General features: G+C 68.7%; 20 protein-coding genes. 3 read left to right on the top strand and 17 right to left on the bottom strand.

Annotated features, from left to right (window positions below; all coding sequences use genetic code 11):
* The 11 genes from SSP08S_RS38565 to SSP08S_RS38515 form a co-directional block, all read right to left on the bottom strand.
* Positions 1-267 (bottom strand): TauD/TfdA dioxygenase family protein (locus tag SSP08S_RS38565; protein ID WP_026179204.1); only part of this gene is annotated, 267 nt, incomplete at its 3' end.
* Positions 268-337: 70 nt separating this feature from the next.
* Positions 338-577 (bottom strand): acyl carrier protein, encoded by a 240-nt coding sequence (locus SSP08S_RS38560; RefSeq protein ID WP_019072994.1) that lies wholly within the window; start codon positions 575-577, stop codon positions 338-340.
* On the bottom strand, positions 574-1,683 hold the full coding sequence (locus SSP08S_RS56715; protein WP_019072993.1) for a beta-ketoacyl-ACP synthase III: 1,110 nt from the start codon (positions 1,681-1,683) through the stop codon (positions 574-576). The genes SSP08S_RS38560 and SSP08S_RS56715 overlap by 4 nt, the downstream gene beginning before the upstream one ends.
* A gap of 72 nt (positions 1,684-1,755) precedes the next feature.
* The gene (locus SSP08S_RS38550; RefSeq protein ID WP_019072992.1) at positions 1,756-3,126 is read right to left on the bottom strand and encodes an MFS transporter; all 1,371 of its coding nucleotides are present in this window, start codon (positions 3,124-3,126) and stop codon (positions 1,756-1,758) included.
* 207 nt (positions 3,127-3,333) lie between these two features.
* Positions 3,334-4,086, bottom strand: a complete 753-nt coding sequence (locus tag SSP08S_RS38545; RefSeq protein ID WP_019072991.1) for an aspartyl/asparaginyl beta-hydroxylase domain-containing protein — start codon at positions 4,084-4,086, stop codon at positions 3,334-3,336.
* 95 nt (positions 4,087-4,181) lie between these two features.
* The gene (locus tag SSP08S_RS58430) at positions 4,182-4,475 is read right to left on the bottom strand and encodes a hypothetical protein (RefSeq protein WP_019072990.1); all 294 of its coding nucleotides are present in this window, start codon (positions 4,473-4,475) and stop codon (positions 4,182-4,184) included.
* A 566-nt stretch (positions 4,476-5,041) separates the two neighbouring features.
* Positions 5,042-5,650: a sigma-70 family RNA polymerase sigma factor gene (locus SSP08S_RS38535; protein ID WP_019072989.1), complete on the bottom strand. Its 609-nt coding sequence runs from the start codon at positions 5,648-5,650 to the stop codon at positions 5,042-5,044.
* Positions 5,651-5,864: 214 nt separating this feature from the next.
* A complete protein-coding gene (locus SSP08S_RS38530) occupies positions 5,865-6,545 on the bottom strand; it encodes a hypothetical protein (protein ID WP_026179203.1) in 681 nt (226 codons plus the stop codon).
* Between the two features lie 134 nt (positions 6,546-6,679).
* On the bottom strand, positions 6,680-7,219 hold the full coding sequence (locus tag SSP08S_RS38525; RefSeq protein WP_019072987.1) for a copper chaperone PCu(A)C: 540 nt from the start codon (positions 7,217-7,219) through the stop codon (positions 6,680-6,682).
* Positions 7,216-9,510 carry a heavy metal translocating P-type ATPase gene (locus SSP08S_RS38520; protein WP_019072986.1) on the bottom strand — a complete coding sequence of 765 codons (2,295 nt, stop codon included), beginning with the start codon at positions 9,508-9,510 and terminating at the stop codon, positions 7,216-7,218. The genes SSP08S_RS38525 and SSP08S_RS38520 overlap by 4 nt, the downstream gene beginning before the upstream one ends.
* On the bottom strand, positions 9,510-9,797 hold the full coding sequence (locus SSP08S_RS38515; RefSeq protein ID WP_019072985.1) for a hypothetical protein: 288 nt from the start codon (positions 9,795-9,797) through the stop codon (positions 9,510-9,512). The genes SSP08S_RS38520 and SSP08S_RS38515 overlap by 1 nt, the downstream gene beginning before the upstream one ends.
* A gap of 499 nt (positions 9,798-10,296) precedes the next feature.
* Between SSP08S_RS38515 and SSP08S_RS38510 the strand changes: the two genes are divergently transcribed.
* The 3 genes from SSP08S_RS38510 (at position 10,297) to SSP08S_RS38500 (ending at position 12,808) form a co-directional block, all read left to right on the top strand.
* On the top strand, positions 10,297-10,725 hold the full coding sequence (locus tag SSP08S_RS38510) for a hypothetical protein (RefSeq protein WP_019072984.1): 429 nt from the start codon (positions 10,297-10,299) through the stop codon (positions 10,723-10,725).
* Between the two features lie 53 nt (positions 10,726-10,778).
* Positions 10,779-11,204 (top strand): ArsR/SmtB family transcription factor, encoded by a 426-nt coding sequence (locus SSP08S_RS38505; RefSeq protein ID WP_019072983.1) that lies wholly within the window; start codon positions 10,779-10,781, stop codon positions 11,202-11,204.
* A gap of 269 nt (positions 11,205-11,473) precedes the next feature.
* Complete coding sequence (locus SSP08S_RS38500) at positions 11,474-12,808, top strand: aminotransferase class I/II-fold pyridoxal phosphate-dependent enzyme (protein WP_019072982.1); 1,335 nt, start codon at positions 11,474-11,476, stop codon at positions 12,806-12,808.
* A 20-nt stretch (positions 12,809-12,828) separates the two neighbouring features.
* Here SSP08S_RS38500 and SSP08S_RS38495 read toward each other — a convergent pair whose 3' ends face one another.
* The 6 genes from SSP08S_RS38495 to SSP08S_RS59925 form a co-directional block, all read right to left on the bottom strand.
* Positions 12,829-14,241, bottom strand: a complete 1,413-nt coding sequence (locus SSP08S_RS38495) for an ABC transporter ATP-binding protein (RefSeq protein WP_019072981.1) — start codon at positions 14,239-14,241, stop codon at positions 12,829-12,831.
* A gap of 34 nt (positions 14,242-14,275) precedes the next feature.
* Positions 14,276-15,967 carry an ABC transporter permease gene (locus SSP08S_RS38490; protein WP_019072980.1) on the bottom strand — a complete coding sequence of 564 codons (1,692 nt, stop codon included), beginning with the start codon at positions 15,965-15,967 and terminating at the stop codon, positions 14,276-14,278.
* 486 nt (positions 15,968-16,453) lie between these two features.
* Entirely contained in the window at positions 16,454-17,152 is a 699-nt protein-coding gene (locus tag SSP08S_RS38485) for a TIGR02391 family protein (RefSeq protein ID WP_019072979.1), read from the bottom strand.
* A gap of 113 nt (positions 17,153-17,265) precedes the next feature.
* Entirely contained in the window at positions 17,266-17,694 is a 429-nt protein-coding gene (locus SSP08S_RS64630) for a ubiquitination-like system serine protease family protein (protein WP_500809286.1), read from the bottom strand.
* A gap of 14 nt (positions 17,695-17,708) precedes the next feature.
* A complete protein-coding gene (locus tag SSP08S_RS38480; RefSeq protein WP_026179199.1) occupies positions 17,709-18,896 on the bottom strand; it encodes a ThiF family adenylyltransferase in 1,188 nt (395 codons plus the stop codon).
* Positions 18,871-19,152 carry a multiubiquitin domain-containing protein gene (locus SSP08S_RS59925; protein WP_158697268.1) on the bottom strand — a complete coding sequence of 94 codons (282 nt, stop codon included), beginning with the start codon at positions 19,150-19,152 and terminating at the stop codon, positions 18,871-18,873. The genes SSP08S_RS38480 and SSP08S_RS59925 overlap by 26 nt, the downstream gene beginning before the upstream one ends.
* Positions 19,153-19,262 lie beyond the last annotated feature (110 nt).

The raw sequence follows: 19,262 nt of genomic DNA, 5'->3' as shown, positions 1-19,262 counted from the left end.
GCCGTTCTCCGGCACGTTGGAGGAGACGAATATCTCCGGGACCTCCGGGTGCTGGTACATGGGCTCGTAGTAGGTCTCGGGGCGGCCGAGGCGCTCACCGAGCGCCAGGAACTGTTCGGGGGTCAGGTCCTGGCCCTTCAGGACCGCGATCTTCTTCGTGTAGACGGTCTCCTTGAGTGTCTCGACGTCGACGTCGGAGGCGGTGGCGTGGTCGAAGCCCTCGACGTTCGCGCCGAGAAAAGTGCCGGGCTGGTCGGTGATCTTCACGTGAAGGTGCCTTTCGGGTGCATGGTGGTCGTAGGAGGTCGGAGTGGTTCGGGCGACCTGTGTCGGGGGGTCAGACGGTCTGTCTCGCGTCGATCAACTCCGCTGTGTCCGCGAGGGTGAGGGTGGGCCGCAGTTCGCTGTCGTGGACGGTGACGCCGAGGTCGCGCTCGATGCGGATGCTGATCTCGACCATCGTCAGCGAGTCGACGTCGAGGTCGGCGAAGGTCGCCTCGGGCGTGAACCGGTCGGCCGAGGTGTCGTGGAGTCTGGTGATGATCTCGACCAACTGGTCATAGGTGGTAGCACTCATGACGGGGTGTCATCTCCTGTGTGATGCGGGACGAAGGGGTCGTGGGTTCGGATGGGCGGCGGCAGTTCCGGCCAGGTCAGCAGGCAAGAGCCCCAAGTGAGTCCGCCGCCGAAGGCGGTGAGGAGGAGCCGGTCGCCGGGGCGGAGCACGCGCCGGGCGGCGGCGTCGGCGAGGGCGAGCGGGATGGAGGCGGCACCGGTGTTGCCCACGGCGTCGACGTTGGCGACGCAGCGTTCCCGGGGCAGGCCGAGGTCGTCGGCGACTGAGTGCAGGATGCGCAGGTTGGCCTGGTGGGGCACGAAGTGGTCGACGTCGTCGGTCTTCCACCCGGCGCTGGTCAGGGTGGCGCGGGCGGAGGCGGCCATGCGGGTCACCGCGTGCCGGTAGACCTCGTTGCCGCGCATCGCGAAGTGCCGCTCCGCGCGGGTGGGTTCGCCTTCGGCGGAGCGCCCGCGGGAGCCCCCCGCTGCGACCATGATCAGGTCCTCGTGCGTGCCGTCACTGCCGAGGTCGAAGTGGCCTATGGCGCCCGGTTCGTCTTCGTCTCCGGCGCGCAGGACGACGGCTCCGGCGCCGTCCCCGAAGATGATCGCGTTGGCCCGGTCCAGGGGGTCCACGATGGTGGAGTAGGTGTCGGCGCCGATCAGCAGGACCCGTGCCGCGACGCCGGAGGCGATCAGCCCTGCCGCCGTGGCGAGGCCGTAGACGAATCCGGTGCACACCGCGCCGACATCGAAGGCCGCCACCCCGTTCAGACCGAGTCGCGCGGCGACCGCGGGCGCGGTAGCCGGGCAGGGGCGGTCGGGTGTGGTCGTGGTGACGATCACGGCGTCGACCGGATCCGTCCCACCACGGTTCGTCTCGGCCGGGTCGAGTCCGGCGTTGCGCAGGGCCAGTCGTCCGGCCTCGACGGCCAGGTCGGAGGTGGCCTGGCCCGGTTTGGCAATGTGGCGACGGCGGATCCCTGTGCGGGTGCGGATCCAGGTGTCGTCGGTGTCCAGCCGTTCGGCGAGTTCGTCGTTGGTGACGACACGGGGCGGCACCCATCCGGCCACTCCGCACAGAACGGCGGCCGGAGCGGACGTGCTGGAAGTGTGTACGGGCACAACGGTTCTCCTGAGTGTGCGGTACGGGTGTGACGGGCCGTCGGCCCCGGGATGTCGAGGGGCGGACTCGGCCTATCCGGCCGGAGCCGTTCTGCGCAGGGCGAAGGTCAGCAGCACGCCGCAGCCGATACCGGCCGCTATCGCGAACACGGCGATCCGGATCCCGTTCAGCAGGGCGTCACCGGGCGGACTCTGTCCGACGCCGCCCGCGAGCGCCACGAGCAGGGCGAGGCCAACCGCGCCGCCCACCTGGAGACTGGTGGAGGCCAGCCCGGACGCCACGCCCTGGTCTTCGGGCGCGACCCCGGACGCGGCGACGATCCACATGCCGGTCCACGCGGCCCCCTGGCCGAGGCCCAGCAGCACGATGCCGGGCAGCAGCAGCGGGTACGAGCCCTCGCCGGTGAGTGCGAGTCCGAGCGCGACGGCCCCGGCCGCCCCCAGGGCCATGCCGGCGGCCAGCATGCGGCGCACGCCGATCAGCGCCACCGCCCGTTCGCCGACCTGGGTGCCGATGGCGGTCACCACGGCCGGGACGAGGAAGGCGAGACCGGTCAGGAGCGCGCTGTAGCCGCGCACGGTCTGGAAGTAGAGGGTCAGGAAGTACGGCAGTGAGCTGAAGGTGGCGCTGTAGAGCGCGGTGACGGCCATCGCGGGGAACAGGCCACGGTGGGCGAACAGCCTCGCCGGTACCAGTGGATCGCGCGAGCGGGTCTCGACGACGGCGAAACCGCACAGCAGGGTGAGCGAGAGACCGGCGCTCACCAGGGCGGGTGTACTGGTCCAGCCCGCCTCCGGCGCGTGTACCAGCAGGAACACCAGGAGGGTGATGCCGCCGGTCGCGGCCAGGGCGCCCGCCACGTCGAACCGCCGGGTGGCGGTCCGCACGCCGTCCGCGGGGAACAGGGTCCGTCCTGCCCAGGCGATGCCCACCGCGATGGGGACGTTGACGAAGAACACCGACGGCCAGCCGAACGCTTCTACGAGAGCGCCGCCGAGCAGGGATCCGAAGCACAGGCCGCCGGCCCCCGCCGCACCCCACACCGCCAGAGCGCGGTTCCGGGCGGGCCCTTCCTCGTAGATCGTGTTGATCAGGGAGAGGGTGGCCGGGAACAGCAGCGATCCACCGACGCCCTGCACGGCCCGGACGGCGACGAGCGCTCCGGGGGACTCCGCGAACCCTCCCACCAGGGAGGAGCCCCCATAGATCAGCGCCGCCGCGACGAATGTCCGGCGGCGGCCGAGCAGGTCCGCCGCCCGTCCGCCCAGCAGCAGGAAGCCACCCGTCGTCACCACGTAGGCGCTCACCACCCATTGCAGGTCATGGGCCGAGAAGTCGAGGCCCGCTCCTATCTCGGGGAGCGCCACGTAGACGATGTTGTAGTCGAGCGCAATGACCAGCTGGGCCAGCGCCAGCACGAGCAGGGACAGCCGGGCATGCATCAGTCGATCCCTCCCGAGACATGAATGGAAAACGCAGACGCATATCGAATGCGTCGAGGAATTTCGGTCACGATAACAGCCGGAAGATGGCTCTGGAATAGCCGAACCAGAAAGTTCCAGAGAGACATGAATTCACTTTTCGGGCAGCACTCAAAACCGGCAGCACATAACTGCTGGTTCTTTTTCCAGAGCCTTTTCAGGTATCCGTCACTCCCCCACCAGGCGCCTTATCTCCGTGATGAGAGCGACCAGAGCCTGCCGTTCGGGAAGGGTCGTTTCCGGGTGCCACAGGTCGACGAGCAGGCACGTCCGCGGTCTTTTCCCGTCATTGCGCGCCTCGTGCTCGAAGGAGTAGTCGAAGAGCAGGCAGCGGCCTTCACGCCAGGTACGGGTCTGGCCTGCCACGGTGATGCTGCACCCGTCCGGAATGTCGACGGCGAGGTGCAGGTTGATGCTGAAGTTCCACAGGTCGCAATGCGGGGCGATCGAAGCCCCGGGCAGCAGTGTGGAGAAATGGGATTCCAGTAGTGGGCAGATCGTCTCGGTGTCGACGGCGAACTCTTTGAGCACCTTGTACGCGGTCGGCACCGTGTCGGCCGATTCCTCGACCAGATTTCCGCCCCGGTAGAGGTAGAGGGCCTGCCAGTTCTCCTGCCGGGTCAGGTAGTGCTCGTAGTCGGAGAACGCCTCACGCCGGACCGTCCAGGCGGAGTTCAGTTCTTCTTTGACGGCCGGGTGGGCCGATTCCAGCGCCTCGACCACCGGGAGCAGTTCGGGATAGGCGTAGGGGTCGTGCCACGGGGCCCGGGACAGTCCCGGCATGATCCACTTGGCGCCGTTCTGGAGCGGGTGCCGTGGTCCGCCTCCGCCGGGCTCCAGCATCCGCTCGACGCGGGTGATCGCGTCCGCGCCGTGCTCGGCTCTGATCGCCGCGAAGGCGGCCTCTATCTCTGGTGTCATACGGGCCTCCCTGACCGGTGCCACGGCCCTGCGCGGGGTCGAGCCGTCGCACTAGTAGTCGGGAGCGGAGCGGGATGAGTTCCCGCGACTTTCCATCAACTCGGCAGTGGAGAAAGGGAGTTGATTGTTCCAGTCGGTTCGGCACGCAGGGCGGGCTGAGCGGTCCTCCGCGTCGGCGACAGCGTGGCGATGCCCACCCGAAGGCCGCACAGCGCGGTGAGTACCGGGGCATCGGTCGACACGATCGAGGTCACGGGCAGCCCGGCGAGCAGATCCACCAGTATGTCCCGGCCTGCGGCGGCCAGCCCCGTGGCGGGATCGTCCGCCAGCAGTACACCCGCGCCCAGGGCCACACAGCCGAGGACCCGTGCGAGATCCAGGAGCTTCACCTGGCGTCGCGTAAGGCTGCTCAGCGCGGTCCGCGACCGCCGCGACGCCCAGCCGTTCGGCGGCCCGCGCAGCCGCGGCCGGGTGCGTGCCGCGTGCCGGCACGGTGGCGGCAGACGTCGTACGCGCCGTCATGTCGGGGCTGCTCGGGAACCACGCACACGCCCTGCTCCGCCACGCCCGCTCAGCATTCGTCCGGTTGCCCCGGCCACCCACCGTGATCACTCCACCGGTCAACGGGTGCGGGCCCGCTACCGCGCGCAGGAGCGCCGTGCAGGTCTCGTCGGCCGCGCCGGTCAGCGCCACGCGCTCTCCGGCAGGTACGTCAAGAGACAGGCTCGGTACGTCCGGCGCCCAGGTCACCGCCCTGAGACATACGTCCAACGCGGATGCGTCGTACGGCGACACCGTGTACGTCGGTGCGAGCCGTGGGGATCGCCTTCTGTTCTGTCGCACGTCCCTGTAGTCGTGCTGCCGATCTGTCGAGTTCCCGTGAGCACGTTGGTATCCGCATCGCCGACAGGATCATGTGAGGGCCGGCGCCTGCCGGGAGGCGCCGGCCCTCACGTCACGCCGCCTGGACGGCCTGGGCCTCGGCTTCACGCAGCAGGCGTTCCAAGGTGGTCCTCGCCCTGGCCACCCTGGAGCGGATCGTGCCAACCGGGCAGCCGATGAAGCGTGCCGCCTCCTCGTACGGCAGACCGACCACCTGGGTCAGTACGAACGCCTCACGGCGCTCGTCGGGCAACGTCTCCAGCAGGTCGAGGAGCGCGATGCCGTCGTCGAAACCCGGTAGGTCGCAGGGCTGGGTACGTTCCAAGGCCAACTGCCAGTCGTGCGCGTCGGCCAGGCGCGGGCGGACCGCGGCCCGGCGGAAACTGTCGGCCACCGCGCGCCGGGCGATGGACAGCAGCCAGGTGCGGGCCGAGGCACGCCCCTCGAAACCCGGCAGGCTGTCGAGGGCCCGTACGAACGTGTCCTGGGTCAGGTCATGCGCGGTCTGCGGGTCGCCGCTGAGATGGGCGACGTAGCGCAGTACGTCGCCGTGGAGCGCGCGGACGAAGTGCTCGGTCGCGTGGGGATCGCCGTTTCGGGCGGCCAGCGCCCAGGCGGTGGCGGAGGCGTCCGCCTCGGCACGCTCCGCCCGGCGGGGAGCGGGCAGCACAGAAGTGATCACGTGGTGTCCTTCTCGGGTCGTCCGGGGCCGACGTCCCGCAGTGGGGGCACGGCTCTCCGGCACATGGGGTGCGGCCGTACGCGATGGGTACGGCGATGCCCGGGGCTCGTCGCGCGCTCGTCGGCCCGCACAAAGAGGTGTGCAGCCCTGGGGAGATCCGCGCCGGAGCGCGGTATGACGAGGAGCGGGTGAGCCCCCGGTGGGTCCGGCTGTCTCAGACGACAGCGGGGCCCGTGGGCGGTCCCCGGGAGGTGACGGAGTAGCAGAGAAGGAAATGGGCCAGAGACGACCGGTACGCGGCGGTGCGGCGCCTGCGCACGGACGGGCGACGGGCCGGTACCGGCAGCGCCAGCAGCATCCGCAGGGGAGCCACCAGCCGTGCAGCCGCCGCCCGCAGGACGCGGAAGACGGCGCGTTCGCCGTACGCGAGCCACAGCCCGCACAGGACCGCGGCGAGGAGGTGCGCGGCGAGCATGCCGAGCGAGGCACTGCCCGTCATCGTGTGCGCGTGCCCCATTCCGCCCGAACCGTGCGCCATGTGAGCCATGCCGCTCATGTCCATGGAATCCATGGACATGGAGTCCGAGGAACCCATGTCCATTCCGCCCATGCCGGCCGGCGCGGTACCACTCCCGGGCATCAGGTTCTGGCCCAGGGAGAACGTCTCGTGGAGCACCGTCTGGGCGGCGACCACGACCGCGACGATCAGCCCGCGCCCGCGCTCACGGCCGGCCAGGAACCAGCCGGCCATGCCGGTCGCGGCGGCGCCGCCGCCCATGGTCCACCAGGGGACGGAAGTGCCGGACATCATCACGTGACCGAGGGCGGCCAGCAGCACGCAGGCGGCGGCGAACACACCCGCCCGCAGCGTGCGGCACCACCCTCCGACAGTCATAGCGCGCCCATCTTTGCACCCGACGTCCGATCGTCATCAGGGGGTACGGGCGCACACCGGGCTCACTACTCACCCCGGAAGCAGTGACTCATGTCACATGACAGCGCTGGGAACTCGATGGCCACGCCGGACGACTACTGGAACGAGACGGTGCCGGGACGCACGACCACGGCGAGCACCGTGATCCGCCCGCTGCGCCGGAACTCCAAGGTGAAGGGGACGAGATCGCCCGAGCGCCACTTGCCCGAGGCCGAAGAGACCGTCAGGTCGACTCCGGTCGGCGACATGGCGAGGCTCTCGCCCGCCGGAATGTCGACGGAGTCGACCGCGGTGCTGTAGGCCCCGTTCCCCTCCGTCATACGGTGCCTTGAGAGGGCGATGCCACCGGGGGCGCGGGGTGAGGTGACCCGTATCAGGCGGTCGGCCGAGCCGCCCTCGTTGGCGACGCGGAAGAACGCAGCCGTCTCCTCGGCTCCGGCGGACGGCAGCAGGAGACGTCCCTCGGTGACGCGTATGCGCGCCGGAGTACCGGCCTTGCCCGTGCCCGTCCACGCGGTCAGACCCGCCAGAGCCACACTGCACGCGGCGACGGGCACGAGGGCGGCCAGCGCGGCGTCCCTCAGCTTCCGCCGGTCGCCGAGCCGCGACGACACCCGGGTCAGGATCCGCCTCATCGGGCACCGGTCTTCCTCGATCGGGCCCCGCGTCCGCGTGCGGGAGAGGGCTGCCAGGCGCGCAGCCGCAGGCTGTTGCACACCACGAGCACGGAACTGGCAGACATCGCGGCGGCGGCGACCATCGGGTTGAGCAACCCGACCATAGCGAGCGGCACGGTCACGACGTTGTAGCCGAAGGCCCACACAAGGTTGGCGCGGATCGTGCCGAGAGTGCGCCGGGCCAGCCGTACGGCATCGACGAGCGCCTCGATATCCCCGCGCACCAGGGTCAGGTCGGCGGCGCCGATGGCCACGTCCGTGCCGGTTCCCATGGCGATACCCAGGTCGGCGCCGGCGAGCGCGGCGGCGTCGTTCACGCCGTCACCGACGACCGCGACGCGGTAGCCCTCCTGCTGCAACTGCCGTACAAGAGCGGCCTTGTCCTCGGGAGAACAACGGGCGTGCACGTCCTCGATGCCGAGGGCGGCGGCCACCGCCTGCGCGGGCGCCTTGCGGTCGCCGGTTGCGAGCACGGGGCGGATGCCGAGACGCCGAAGCTGGTCCACGGCACGGTAGCTGCCGGACCGTACGAGGTCGCCGACGGCGATCAGCGCTTCGGCACGGCCGTCGACGCGCACGAGGACGGGTGTGTGCGCGGCGCTCTCGGCCGTCGTCAGGGCCTCGGCCAACATGGGGGGCAACTCGCCGTCGGGCACGGCGACTTCGACCGTATGGCCCTCCACCAAGCCCTCGACGCCCTGCCCCGGTGTGGCCACGAAGTCCCGTACCGGGGGCAGCGGTTCGTCTCCCGCCGAGCGGCGCGCGTACGCGGTGATCGCCCGGCCGAGCGGGTGCTCGGACCCCTGTTCCACCGCCCCGGCCAGCCGCAGTACCGCGTCCTGCCCCAACTCGCCGGGCAGTGCGGTGACCTGGGCCACGCTCATGTGGCCGGTGGTCAGGGTGCCGGTCTTGTCCAGCACGACCATGTCGATGTGTTGGAGCGCCTCCAGCGTCTGCGGACCGCTCACCAGCACGCCCAGTTGGGCCCCGCGCCCGGTGGCGGCCATCAGCGCCGTCGGCGTGGCCAGACCGAGCGCGCACGGGCAGGCCACCACGAGGACGGCCACGCAGGCGGTGAGCGCCGCCTGCGGATCGGCTCCGGCGCCGAGCCAGAATCCGAGGACGGTCACCGCGATGCTCAGCACGACGGGTACGAAGACCCCGGCCACCGCGTCGGCCAGCCGCTGCGCGCGAGCCTTGCCCGCCTGCGCGTCGGTGACCAGCCTTGTGATCCGGGCGAGTTGGGTGTCCGCGCCGACGGCGGTGGCTCGCACCAGGAGCAGCCCGCCAGCGTTGACGGCCCCGCCGACCAGCGCCGAACCAGTGCTCACCTCCACCGGCTCGCTCTCCCCGGTGACCAGCGACAGGTCCACGGCGGAACTGCCCTCCGTCACACACCCGTCGGTGGCGACCCGCTCACCCGGCCGCACGACGAAGACCTGCCCCACCCGCAGCCGCTCGATGGGGATGGCACGCTCACCGTGCTCGTCACGAACGGACACCTCCTTGGCCGCCAGCTCCGCCAGCGACCGCAGAGCCGCGCCGGTACCGCGCCGTGCGCGCGTCTCCAGGAACCGTCCGGTCAGCACGAACAGCGGAACACTGACCGCCGCTTCGAGATAGACGTGCGCCGTCCCGTCCGACGCGGACGGCAGCAGACTGAACGGCATCCGCATCCCGGGATCGCCCGCTCCCCCGAGGAACAGCGCGTACGCCGACCAGGAGAAGGAGGCTACGACGCCCAGCGAGACGAGGGTGTCCATGGTGGCCGTGGAGTGACGCAGCCCCCGTACCGCACGCGCATGGAAGGGCCAGGCGCTCCACACCGCGACCGGGGCGGCCAACGCGAAGCACAGCCACTGCCAGTTGCGGAACTGCAGAGCCGGGACCATCGACAGGACCAGGACCGGCACGGCGAGCAGGGCGGTGACAAGGAGGCGTTCGCGTTCCTGCCGGGCAGCGGTATCGGCGTGTTCCGTGCCGTCGACCGCCGTCGACTCGTCCTCGCGGGCGGGCGGTGCGGGCAGGGCGGCCTGGTACCCGGCCTGCTCGACCGCGGCGACGAGGTCCTCCGCCGGAACGCTCTCCGGATGGCTGACCCGGGCGAGCCCGGTGGCCAGGTTCACCGTCGCGGTGACACCCTCCAACTTCGCGAGCTTCTTCTCCACCCGCCGGACACAGGCCGCGCAGGTCATCCCGCCCACGGTGATGTCCGTAACCACCAGACTCGTCACCGGTTCGCCCGCCATCACTCACCACTCCCGTGCATCCCCGGCATGTCCTGCATACTCCCGCCCGTCCCGGACATGTCTTCCGCGCCGCCACCGCTACCGGTGCCGCTGTCTCCCCCGGTGCCGGTCCCCGCGCTCCCTGTGCCACGCATGCCGGGCGCCACCGGTCCGGCGACCGATCCGACGGCGTAGGACACCGAGAACACCAGCACGAGCAGCAGTACGAAGCCGCAGAGCGCGGGCGGAGGCAGCAGTCTGCGGGGCGTCACACCCACGAGACGGAGAGACTGTGGGAACTCGGCCATGCCCGGCCTTCCTGGTCGCATCGAACCGTCTTGCACCACGCGGCAGTTGAATCCCTACCGCTTCAGTAGTCGGCAAGACAGAGCACCGAGTTCCGGCGTCTAACCATGGCGTACGTCACAGGGAAGGCGAGCGTCTCAGTCGCCTCGGCCCTGGTCTGGACGCCCGCCTACCGTGATTGGAGCACCGTAGTCACCACCGTTGCTGACTTACCCCCGCCGGATAGGACAACGAGGGCGGGACCCAGATGGCGTTCGGAATCTCGGGCACGGTAGGGGCTTTCCCCAGAGTTGGCGCTGCAGAGCCGGACTACGGCCAAGCTGATCCGTCGTGTTCACCCGCTGCACCAAACGCCTTCTCCGCCACACGCCAATCCGATGCTGGAACCGAAAGGTGCCAACCTGCGCGATCGTGTGCGCCCCGTCAAGGCCATCCTCAACGGAGCTCCCGCAACCCACCAAGTTTCGTCGCAACTGCCAGACCAAAGGACCTGCCCCCTGCGTGCTGCCCCGCCGCCATGAAATCTCGCAGTACGAACGGCACCTGAACGTGGGCTCCGCCGTTAACGACCTCTCCCGCGAACTCGGCGGCGCCCTGGGCATCGCAGTCCTGGGCAGCGTCCTGAACGCCGGCTACCGCGACGACCTCGACCTCGACGGACTCCGCGCTCCGGCCGCAGAGGCGGCCCGCTCCTCCCTCGCGGCGGCCAACCACGTGGGCAGCGCCACGGGCAACCCGTCACTGATCGAAGAGGCCGGTAACGCCTTCGCCTCCGGAATGCATCTCGCCCTCATCAGCGGCGCCGGAGCCGCCGTCCTGGCCGCCGCCGTCGTCACCTTCCTGCTCCGCCGGGCTGGCAAGACCGGCACGGTTGCCGAAGGGACGCCGGACAGCGACACAGGCTACCGCCTGGTGAAGTCGGTGCGCTGACAGGAAGCCGACGGGCGCGGCCCTGCAACGCGTGCCGCCGGTACCATAGTTGCATGGATACGCAAGGAAGGGTCTGGGACGCGGAGGCGGCCGAACGGGCGGTGGCCGTGCTGAAGGCGGTCGCTGACCCGTCGAGGTACCGGCTGTTGTGGGCCTTGAGCGGCCGTGAACTGCCGGTGAGCGAGCTGGCCGGGATCCTGGGTGCCCATGTGGCCGCGACCTCACAGCACCTGGCGAAGTTGCGGTCGGCCGGCCTGGTGACCACGCGGCGGGAGGGCACGCGGATCTTCTACCGGGCACCAGGGGTGCGCGGTCTGCTGGAGGAGGCGCAACTCGTGACGGAGCGGGACGACAACGCCTCCGGCCCCGGGGACGGCGCCGACGAGGAGGCGTTGGCGGCGGCGCCGGAGACTTCCGCGCGGTCCGCCGTGGCGCGTGCGGCGCGAGGGCGGCGGCCGGTCCTGGGGCAGGGGCAGTAGGTCTGCACAGAAGGGCGACCGGGCAGTGGAGAGGTGCTGTGCCCGCGAGGCCGTGCCGGGTGGTGCGGTGCGGCTGACGGGGCCATGCCCGGTGTCGGCGCGCAGATCAAGACCTCGGTAAGGCCGACGTTAGGAAGGGCTTGCCGCCCCATCAAAGCCCCGTCAACGAGGGGCAATTGGGTCTGATCCGGGCCGTAGCGTCGCGGAGGGCGCCCGACCGGCGCCTGCGCAGCGGGCCCCCACATGCCCGCACCGAGGAGCTGACGAACATGACCACCACCGTGCCCGCCACCACCACCGCGGCCGGGCCGCTCGGCGACCGGGAGACCGACGCCCGTGAGAAGGACATCATGCGCTTCCGCGTGGTGTCCGGGCCGGATCTGACCACCCGCAACGACGCCTACCTGGCCTGGCAGCTCGACCGCCAACAGGCGGACCTGTGGCCCTACTTCCGCCGCTACGACACCGCCCTGACCACCCGTGCCACCGTCGTGTCCGACACCGGCGTGATCACCGAGGGCCCCAACTTCGGCGGCCAGGACTATCTCTCGCTCACCGGCCACCCCGCGATCCTCGACGCCGCCCACCAGGCCCTGCGCGACTACGGCCCGCTCACCGCCGGCTCCCCGGCCCTGGGCGGGGCGACCCCGGTCAGCCGGGCGCTGGAAGCCGGACTGGCCGAGGCGCTGCGCACCGAGCACGTGGCGCTCTTCCCCACCGGCTGGGCGTCCGGCTTCGGCACCATCCGGGCGCTGATGCACCGCCGCGACCACATCCTGCTCGACAAGCTCTCCCACGACTCACTGCGCCAGGGCGCCACCGCCAGCGGAGCGAGCGTGGAGTTCTTCCGCCACCTCGACAACGACGCCGTACGACGCCACCTGACCGGCATCCGCGCCACCGACACCACCCACGCCGTCCTCGTCGTCACCGAGGGCGTGTTCTCCATGGACTCCGACACCCCGCAACTGGCCGAACTGCTCGGAATCTGCCGGGAGTTCGGCGCCCAGCTGATGGTCGACGTCGCCCACGACTTCGGCGCCATGGGCGAATTCGGCGGCGGGCAGCTGGAGGTGCACGACATCCTCGGCGAGGTCGACTTCGTGGTCGGCGCCTTCTCCAAGACCTTCGCCACCACCGGCGGCTTCCTGGCCACCCCGTCGGCTTCGGCGCGGGAGTACGTGCGGATGTTCGGCGGCCCGCAGACCTTCTCCAGCGCCATCACCCCCGTACAGACCGCGGTGGCCCACGCGTCCCTGTCCATCGTGAACTCGCCCGAGGGCGCCCGGCGCCGGGCGGCGGTCGCGGCCGTCGCCACCCGCCTGCGTGAGGGACTGACCGCCCGCGGCATGGAGGTCATGGGCGACGTGGTCTGCCCGGTCGTCCCGGTCCTCATCGGCGACACCCCCACCGGCCGTACGGCCTCGGGTCTCATCGCCCGCGCCGGCCTCGTCGCCCACCTCGTCGAACAGCCGGCGGTCGCCTCCGACGCGGCACGCTTCCGTATGCAGGCCATGGCCGACCACAGCAACGCCGACGTCGACACCGCGATCGACATCCTCGACACCTGCATCCGCAAGGCACGGCAGCAGACCGCCCGCTGAACCCGGCGGGCGCAGGGGTGCTACTCCCTACGCCCGGAGCCGTTGTCGTCCCGGTCCAGGCGGTACTCCTGCGGCTCTGCGTCGTAGGAGTACAGCTCGGCGTAGCGGCCCCAGTCGGTGGCCGTCTCCAGCTGGCGGGTGACCTGTTCGCTGGTGAAATGGTGGGCCAGGACGTCGCGGAAGAAGCCGGCGCGCAGGGTGGCGTCGGGGTTCTGGCGCAGGCTGCTGGTGATCAGCTTCACCAGCGGTACGAGTACGGCTGCCTCGGCGAAGATGGTCTTGGACTTCTGTACGTCGGCGCCGGCGAACTCGGTGCCGGTGTCGGTCAGCAGCAGGTCGTCACCGTGCACGGCGGCGAAGCCGAGCAGGTCGAGGGCGTCGACGAGGGGCAGGATGTCGTCGATCTCCAGGCCGAGGTCGTCGGCGAGGTCGGCCAGGTCGGCCCGTCCGTCGTGGTGGGCGATCATCTCCGCCAGCCCTGACAGCCCGTCCACGCTGGCCTGGGGCAGCGGGGTGTTGGCCGCGGTGCGCTTCTCCAGCTCGACGCCCTCCGTACGGCCCGGCGTGCGGCCCTCCTTGTGCCGTCCGGTCATGGTGCGGTAGACGCGGTCGATCAGGTCCTCGAAGGCGGCCGAGTTGCGGTCACGGGGCCGGTCCAGGCCGACCTCGAAGACCTCGCGGATGGTGCCGTAGGGGCGGGCGCCGAGGACGATGATCCGGTCGGCCATCAGCACGGCCTCCTCGATGTTGTGCGTGACCAGCACGATGGCGCGGGTGGGGAACTGGCCCGACTCCCACAGTTCCATCAGCTCGCCGCGCAGGTTCTCGGCCGTGAGCACGTCGAGGGCGGAGAACGGCTCGTCCATCATCAGTACATCCGGCTCGACGACCAACGCCCGCGCGAATCCGACGCGTTGGCGCATGCCGCCGGACAGCTCCTTCGGGTACGCCGACTCGAAGCCGTCCAGGCCGATCAGGTCGATGGCGTGGCGGGCCGCGTCCGCCCGCTCGGCGGCCGGAACTCCCTTGGCTTCCAGGCCCAGTTCGACGTTCTGCTGCACGGTCAGCCACGGCAGCAGGGCGAAGGTCTGGAACACCATGGCCGTACCGGGGTTGGCGCCGGTGAGCGGGGTGTCCTTGTAGGTGACGGTGCCGGAGCTGACCGGCAGCAGACCGGCCATGCAGCGCAGCAGCGTCGACTTGCCCGAGCCCGACTTGCCGAGCAGGGCGACGACTTCACCGGCCCGGACCTGGAGGTCGATGCCGGACAGGACGGGCAGTTCGCCGTCGGCGCCGGCGTAGGACTTGGTCAACCCGACAGTCTCCAGCAGCAGTTCACCGTCGGCAGGACGGGACCGCTCGGCCGTGAGGTGGGCGAGGCCGGCCCGGGCGGCCCGGTCGGCGCGGAGGTTGCGCAGAGTGTTCAGCACCATGACGTGCTCCAAATGCTTTTGAGATGAGGGAAGTTCAGAGGGAGTAACGGGCCTCGGCCAGCCGGTACAGGCGGCGCCACAGCAGCCGGTTCAGCGCGACGACGTAGACACTCATCACGGCGACCCCGGCGATCAGGTGCGGGTAGTCGCCGCTCTCGGTGGCCTTCGCGATGTACGCGCCCAGACCGGTGGCCGTCAGCGTCGTACCGCCGAAGGTGACGACCTCGGAGACGATCGAGGCGTTCCAGGCGCCGCCGGAGGCGGTGATCCCGCCGGTGACGTACGAGGGGAAGATCCCCGGGATGATCAGCCGCTTCCAGCGCTGCCAGCCGGTGACCCCGAGGTCGTCCATGGCTTCGCGCAGGTCGGAGGGGATGGCCATGGCGCCGGCGATGGTGTTGAAGAGGATGTACCACTGGGCGCCGAGCGCCATCAGCAGCGTGCCGCCGATGTTGATGGACAGGCCGGTCCGCAGGAAGAACCACACGGCAAGGGGGAAGAGGAAGTTGGCCGGGAAGGACGCCAGCACCTGGACCACCGGCTGGGCGATGCGGGTCAGCCGGGGTGAGAAGCCGATCTTCACGCCGATCGGCACCCAGATCACCGTGGCCAGCGCGACCAGCACCAACACCCTTGCCAGCGTGGCCAGTCCGAGTAGCAGCGGTTCGCCGAACACGCCGAGGCCGGTGCGGTCGTAGAGATAGTCGCCGAGATCGGCCAGGCCCCACAGGATCAGCCCGCCCGCGATGACGGCGAAGACGAAGTCACCGGTGCGTTGCCTGCTGTGGTCCACGGCGAGCGGCCGGTCGTCGCGGCCCAGGACACGGCCCGCTGCGCTCAGCCCGCGCCCCACCGGACGCAGCACCGGGCCGAGCAGTTGCGGCCAGTGGGAGCGGCGCAGGAAGTCGAGGACGACGGAGCGCTGTACCTCGCTCGCCTCGGACTGCTCGTTCTTGAACTTCTCCGCCCAGGCCGTCAGCGGGCGCCAGAACAGGAAGTTCACGCCGATGACCATGACGGCCATGGTGAGGATGGCCCAGCCGACCTTGCCCAGGTCGCCGTCGGTGATGGCGGCGCCCGCGTAGGAGCCGACGCCGGGCAGGGCGTACTGCTGGTTGTTGACGCTGATGGCCTCCGAGGCGACCAGGAAGAACCAGCCGCCGCCGAAGCTCATCATGCCGTTCCAGACCAGGCCGATCATCCCGGCCGGCACCTCCACCTTCCAGAACCGCATCCAGCGGGTGAAGCCGAACGACCGTGACAGCTCGTCGAGTTCACGCGGGAGGGAGGTGAGGGAGTAGTAGAAGCCGAACGTCATGTTCCACGCCTGCGAGGTGAAGATCGCGAAGATCGACGCGAACTCCAGGCCCAGCATCGAGCCGGGGAAGAGGGCGATGAACCCGGTCACCGCCACGGTGAGGAAGCCGAGCACGGGGACGGACTGGAGGATGTCCAGCGCCGGGATCAGGATCCGCTCCAGCCTCCTGCTCTTCGCCGCGGCATAGGCGTAGACGAACGTGAACATGATCGACAGGGCGAGCGCGGCGAACATGCGCAGCAGCGAGCGGGCCGCGTCGTAGGGGAGCCGGGCCGGGTCGGTGTCGATGTGGACGTTCTGGTGGGTGTTGAAGGCGACGGTTGTGCCGTGGCCCACGCGCAGCACGACGTAGAGAAGGACCAGCACGGCGGCGGCGACCGCCGCATCCACCCAGGAGAACCGGGACATTCGCCTCGGCGGCCCCGCCGGCACAGGTGTGCGCACCGCCGTTTCGGCAGGCTGGTTGTCCGTACGGATCGACATCACGAAGACCTCCGCCCCCACCCTGGGCACGCCGATCTGCCCGACCGCGGCCAACGCACCGACGGCAGGGCAGAGCTCACCCGGGCAGCATGGGAAAAGCAGGTAAGTAAGAGAGGGACCGCCCGGGTGGCCACCGCCGCCTCATCGAGGCGGGGGCTGTGCCCGGCGCGGGAAACCGCGGGAATCCGCGGAAAACAGGGGCAAGCGGCCCCGGCTGGTGAATGTCAGCGCATGCCTTGGAGGCAGCGCGGACTGGGAGGGTCTGCACCCATGGCCGCCTCCGTTCCGTGATGTGACTACGCCCCGGCCGCGCTCAGCGCGCACAGGACCCGACCCCAAGAGTGTGCCCCTTGTTGCGTCATTACGCAAATAAGGTGGTGGGGCGGTCTCCGGCCGAAGCGGCGGGTCCGCTCAGGCCACGGACTCCACGGTGCATTCATCGATCCAGCGGGCCAGGACACTGAGCGTGGCCAGGTGCTCCAGCGACTCCTGCTCGGTCCAGGACACCTCGTCCTCGTGGGCGGCGACGTTGCGAATCGCGAGGAAGGCGCCTGCGGCCAGATACTTGGCGCCGTCCTGGCGGGCGCGCCACGTCGGCGTGGTCCGATCCCCCGGGAAACGCAGGCGCGGCTTCCCCGCCACCGGGTCCTTCATGTCAAAGCTCTGGAGGCAGAGATCCGTCTCGCCGACGTCGTGCCGGTTCAGCTTCTGCTGGAGGCGGCGGTTCACGCTACGGGCGGCGGCGAGCACCGCGTCCTGACGGGCCTCCGCGTTCCACAGGGGTGCAGCCGGCTCCCAGACCCAGGAGTGGAACCGGTCGGCGGCAAGGGTCGGGGCGTCCGGTACCAGCCGGGTCGCCCACTCGCCCTTGTCCGCCAGGATGCCGAGGCCGCGATGGACCTCGTTGCGCGCCATGGCAGGGCCGGCCATCTGACCGATGTCGATCTTGTCCGCGATCGTGGGGTCGAGCAGACGCAGGATCTGCCGCACGGTGGGCTCGGCCTGGTGGAGCTGCGCGTACAGATTCTCGTCGCCTATGTAGTCGCCCGGCCTCTCGCTGGCTTCATAGCGCTTGGCCAGGTCGATGAACGCTTCGAGCTGCTGACGCATCCAGTCACGATCCACAGACGAAATCCTAATACTCCAGCACACAGTTCGACCCGGAATAATTGCCACCGTTCTGCGGCACAGGACAGAACTCATTCGGGCCAGCTTGCCCTCTATTACTGACGTGACTTCTTCAGACTTTCCAGAAGCCGACGAAGGAATCCGCGCGGCGCAGACTTGGCTACGACCGGGTATGACTCATGGCCGGGAGCAGATTTTTCTGCGAAGTAGATTTCCAAGTCCTGAAGATCCCTAAGTTTTCCTTCTCGAATCTCAGATTTTGTCCACTGCCGACCCCAGACGACTTCCCCATTCTTGATCCAGTAATGCGACCGACAGGGGAAATCCCAGTTCCCGATGGAAGGGTTCAGAGAAACAGTATCCCCGTTGTACGACATAGTCCACTCCGCTCGACTGAGCGGCGCAACCACTCGATTCTTGCACCCACACGCACACAAATGAACCGTGGTCGCGTAGATCATGGACAAGTACAGGACGCCTTCTTCGAGGTCCGAAGGGACGAGTTCGACGAACTCGGTACGCATGCTTCTTTCCTTCATTACAGCTTGTCCTCGTTGAGTACGTGATTACCGTCGATGGTGTACACGCTGGAGTACTCGTGATCGAAGTCGAAGTAGAACCCCATCATCTTTTTCCATTTGATCACAGCCAGGGCGGCGTTGAGCATGTTCAGTTCTGCCAGCTGGATGTTCTGCTCGTATTCGTCATCCTCCTCATCACCGAATGAGATACGGTCGTTTTCCCAGACATGGTTTCGCTGACGATCGTCGCTGGCCGTAGTACGAACCAGGCCGCCGAGCGAGGAGCCCTTCTGGTAGACACCCATCCCTGTATCGATGAAGGCGATCCCGAACTCTTCCAGCTTCCGGATCAAGAACCTTTTATTTGGTCCGGAATCGATACAGACGAATACGAAGTCCGCATCGCCGATTTCATCGACGTTGGTTTCGTCAACGTTCACCGGGTGGGCTGTAATACCTCGATGGATGTTGTCGTACTGCAGCTGGAAGTAGTCGACCTTCCTGGGTCTCTCCCCCAGCTCCGCGAGCGACACCGCGCCGGGAGTCCGGAAGGCATTGTGAGTCAGCAGAACGTCGCGGTCATAGATATGGATTTCACGGACCGGTGTCTTGGCGACCGCGTCGAGGACGTAGGATCCCGTCCCACCAACACCCACGATGACCACCTTGCCGATCTGCAACCGCTCACTCGCAGCCCCAATACCGGCGCGACTCGTCGCTGAGTCGAAGTATCGGAATACCGATTCGGCGTCCTCCGTTGGCACCGGCGGGAAGGTTCTCGGTGTGGCCTCAGGGTCGAGTACCTGAGCGTAGGAGAGAAGCATGTCGGAATACGTCGACATCTTCTCGTAGTAGTCGGCGTAGCTGGCGCTAGGCTTGTGGGAAAACGTGCAACTCGCTGCCACGCCATTGCCGAGTGGTATCGGACCCCGCTGATTGATCAACTCGTCAAGGGGACGGCCGTCGGCGTCGCACGGAAGATCATCCTCGCTGGCGCCGACGAAATGAACGACATGCGTCGCCGGCGGCATGGCCGTATCGCCGCTCACGGTCAACTCGGAGGCAAGGTACCCCCAAGCGACCACCCCATCAGCAGTCGCATAGGGCACCTTGACCATTAGCAGGTTGGAATGGACCTTGACGTCGTAGCCCTCCGCCTGGAGACGGCCGAGATCTGGGCTATGACTTACTAGTCGCCTTGACATTGAAGATAGTCCCCTTCTTCTTTACTTTCACCTGTCGCCCCGGCGCCAGGCTCCCCTCGTGATTCGGACCCTCGGCGTTTCGATAGGTCACCGTGTATCGGGTTTCCGGGGCCGGCGGGATTGGGTAGGCCAGCGTGGTGACCTTCTCATAGGAAACGTTCTGATCGCCAACGGTGAACTCCTGAGCGTTGACGACGATAGAGAATTCCTTGTCGTGCTTTTCGGTACCTTCATGCGTTGCACTGATGTCGGACACGGGAGTCCTCCTATTTGATGTCGAAATACGAAGGTGTCAGCGACCAACTCATGACCTGCGAGTATTCCCGCACGGATTTCTGAGAGAATCGGACAAGAATAATTACGGAA

Source organism: Streptomyces hokutonensis (genome assembly GCF_000376565.1).
In the GTDB taxonomy this organism is placed as follows: Bacteria; Actinomycetota; Actinomycetes; order Streptomycetales; family Streptomycetaceae; genus Streptomyces; species Streptomyces hokutonensis.
The sequence above is the reverse complement of the archived record's forward strand: the minus strand, read 5'-3'. Positions and strand labels throughout refer to the sequence as shown.

Excerpts from the sequence above, each read along its gene's own strand:
- SSP08S_RS38560 (WP_019072994.1), bottom strand. The coding sequence starts at position 577 with ATGAGTGCTACCACCTATGACCAGTTGGTCGAGATCATCACCAGACTC.
- SSP08S_RS38550 (WP_019072992.1), bottom strand. The coding sequence starts at position 3,126 with ATGCATGCCCGGCTGTCCCTGCTCGTGCTGGCGCTGGCCCAGCTGGTC.
- SSP08S_RS38545 (WP_019072991.1), bottom strand. The coding sequence starts at position 4,086 with ATGACACCAGAGATAGAGGCCGCCTTCGCGGCGATCAGAGCCGAGCAC.
- SSP08S_RS38530 (WP_026179203.1), bottom strand. The coding sequence starts at position 6,545 with ATGACTGTCGGAGGGTGGTGCCGCACGCTGCGGGCGGGTGTGTTCGCC.
- SSP08S_RS38525 (WP_019072987.1), bottom strand. The coding sequence starts at position 7,219 with ATGAGGCGGATCCTGACCCGGGTGTCGTCGCGGCTCGGCGACCGGCGG.
- SSP08S_RS38520 (WP_019072986.1), bottom strand. The coding sequence starts at position 9,510 with ATGGCGGGCGAACCGGTGACGAGTCTGGTGGTTACGGACATCACCGTG.
- SSP08S_RS38515 (WP_019072985.1), bottom strand. The coding sequence starts at position 9,797 with ATGGCCGAGTTCCCACAGTCTCTCCGTCTCGTGGGTGTGACGCCCCGC.
- SSP08S_RS38505 (WP_019072983.1), top strand. The coding sequence starts at position 10,779 with ATGGATACGCAAGGAAGGGTCTGGGACGCGGAGGCGGCCGAACGGGCG.
- SSP08S_RS38500 (WP_019072982.1), top strand. The coding sequence starts at position 11,474 with ATGACCACCACCGTGCCCGCCACCACCACCGCGGCCGGGCCGCTCGGC.
- SSP08S_RS38495 (WP_019072981.1), bottom strand. The coding sequence starts at position 14,241 with ATGGTGCTGAACACTCTGCGCAACCTCCGCGCCGACCGGGCCGCCCGG.
- SSP08S_RS38490 (WP_019072980.1), bottom strand. The coding sequence starts at position 15,967 with ATGTCCCGGTTCTCCTGGGTGGATGCGGCGGTCGCCGCCGCCGTGCTG.
- SSP08S_RS38485 (WP_019072979.1), bottom strand. The coding sequence starts at position 17,152 with ATGCGTCAGCAGCTCGAAGCGTTCATCGACCTGGCCAAGCGCTATGAA.
- SSP08S_RS64630 (WP_500809286.1), bottom strand. The coding sequence starts at position 17,694 with ATGCGTACCGAGTTCGTCGAACTCGTCCCTTCGGACCTCGAAGAAGGC.
- SSP08S_RS38480 (WP_026179199.1), bottom strand. The coding sequence starts at position 18,896 with ATGTCAAGGCGACTAGTAAGTCATAGCCCAGATCTCGGCCGTCTCCAG.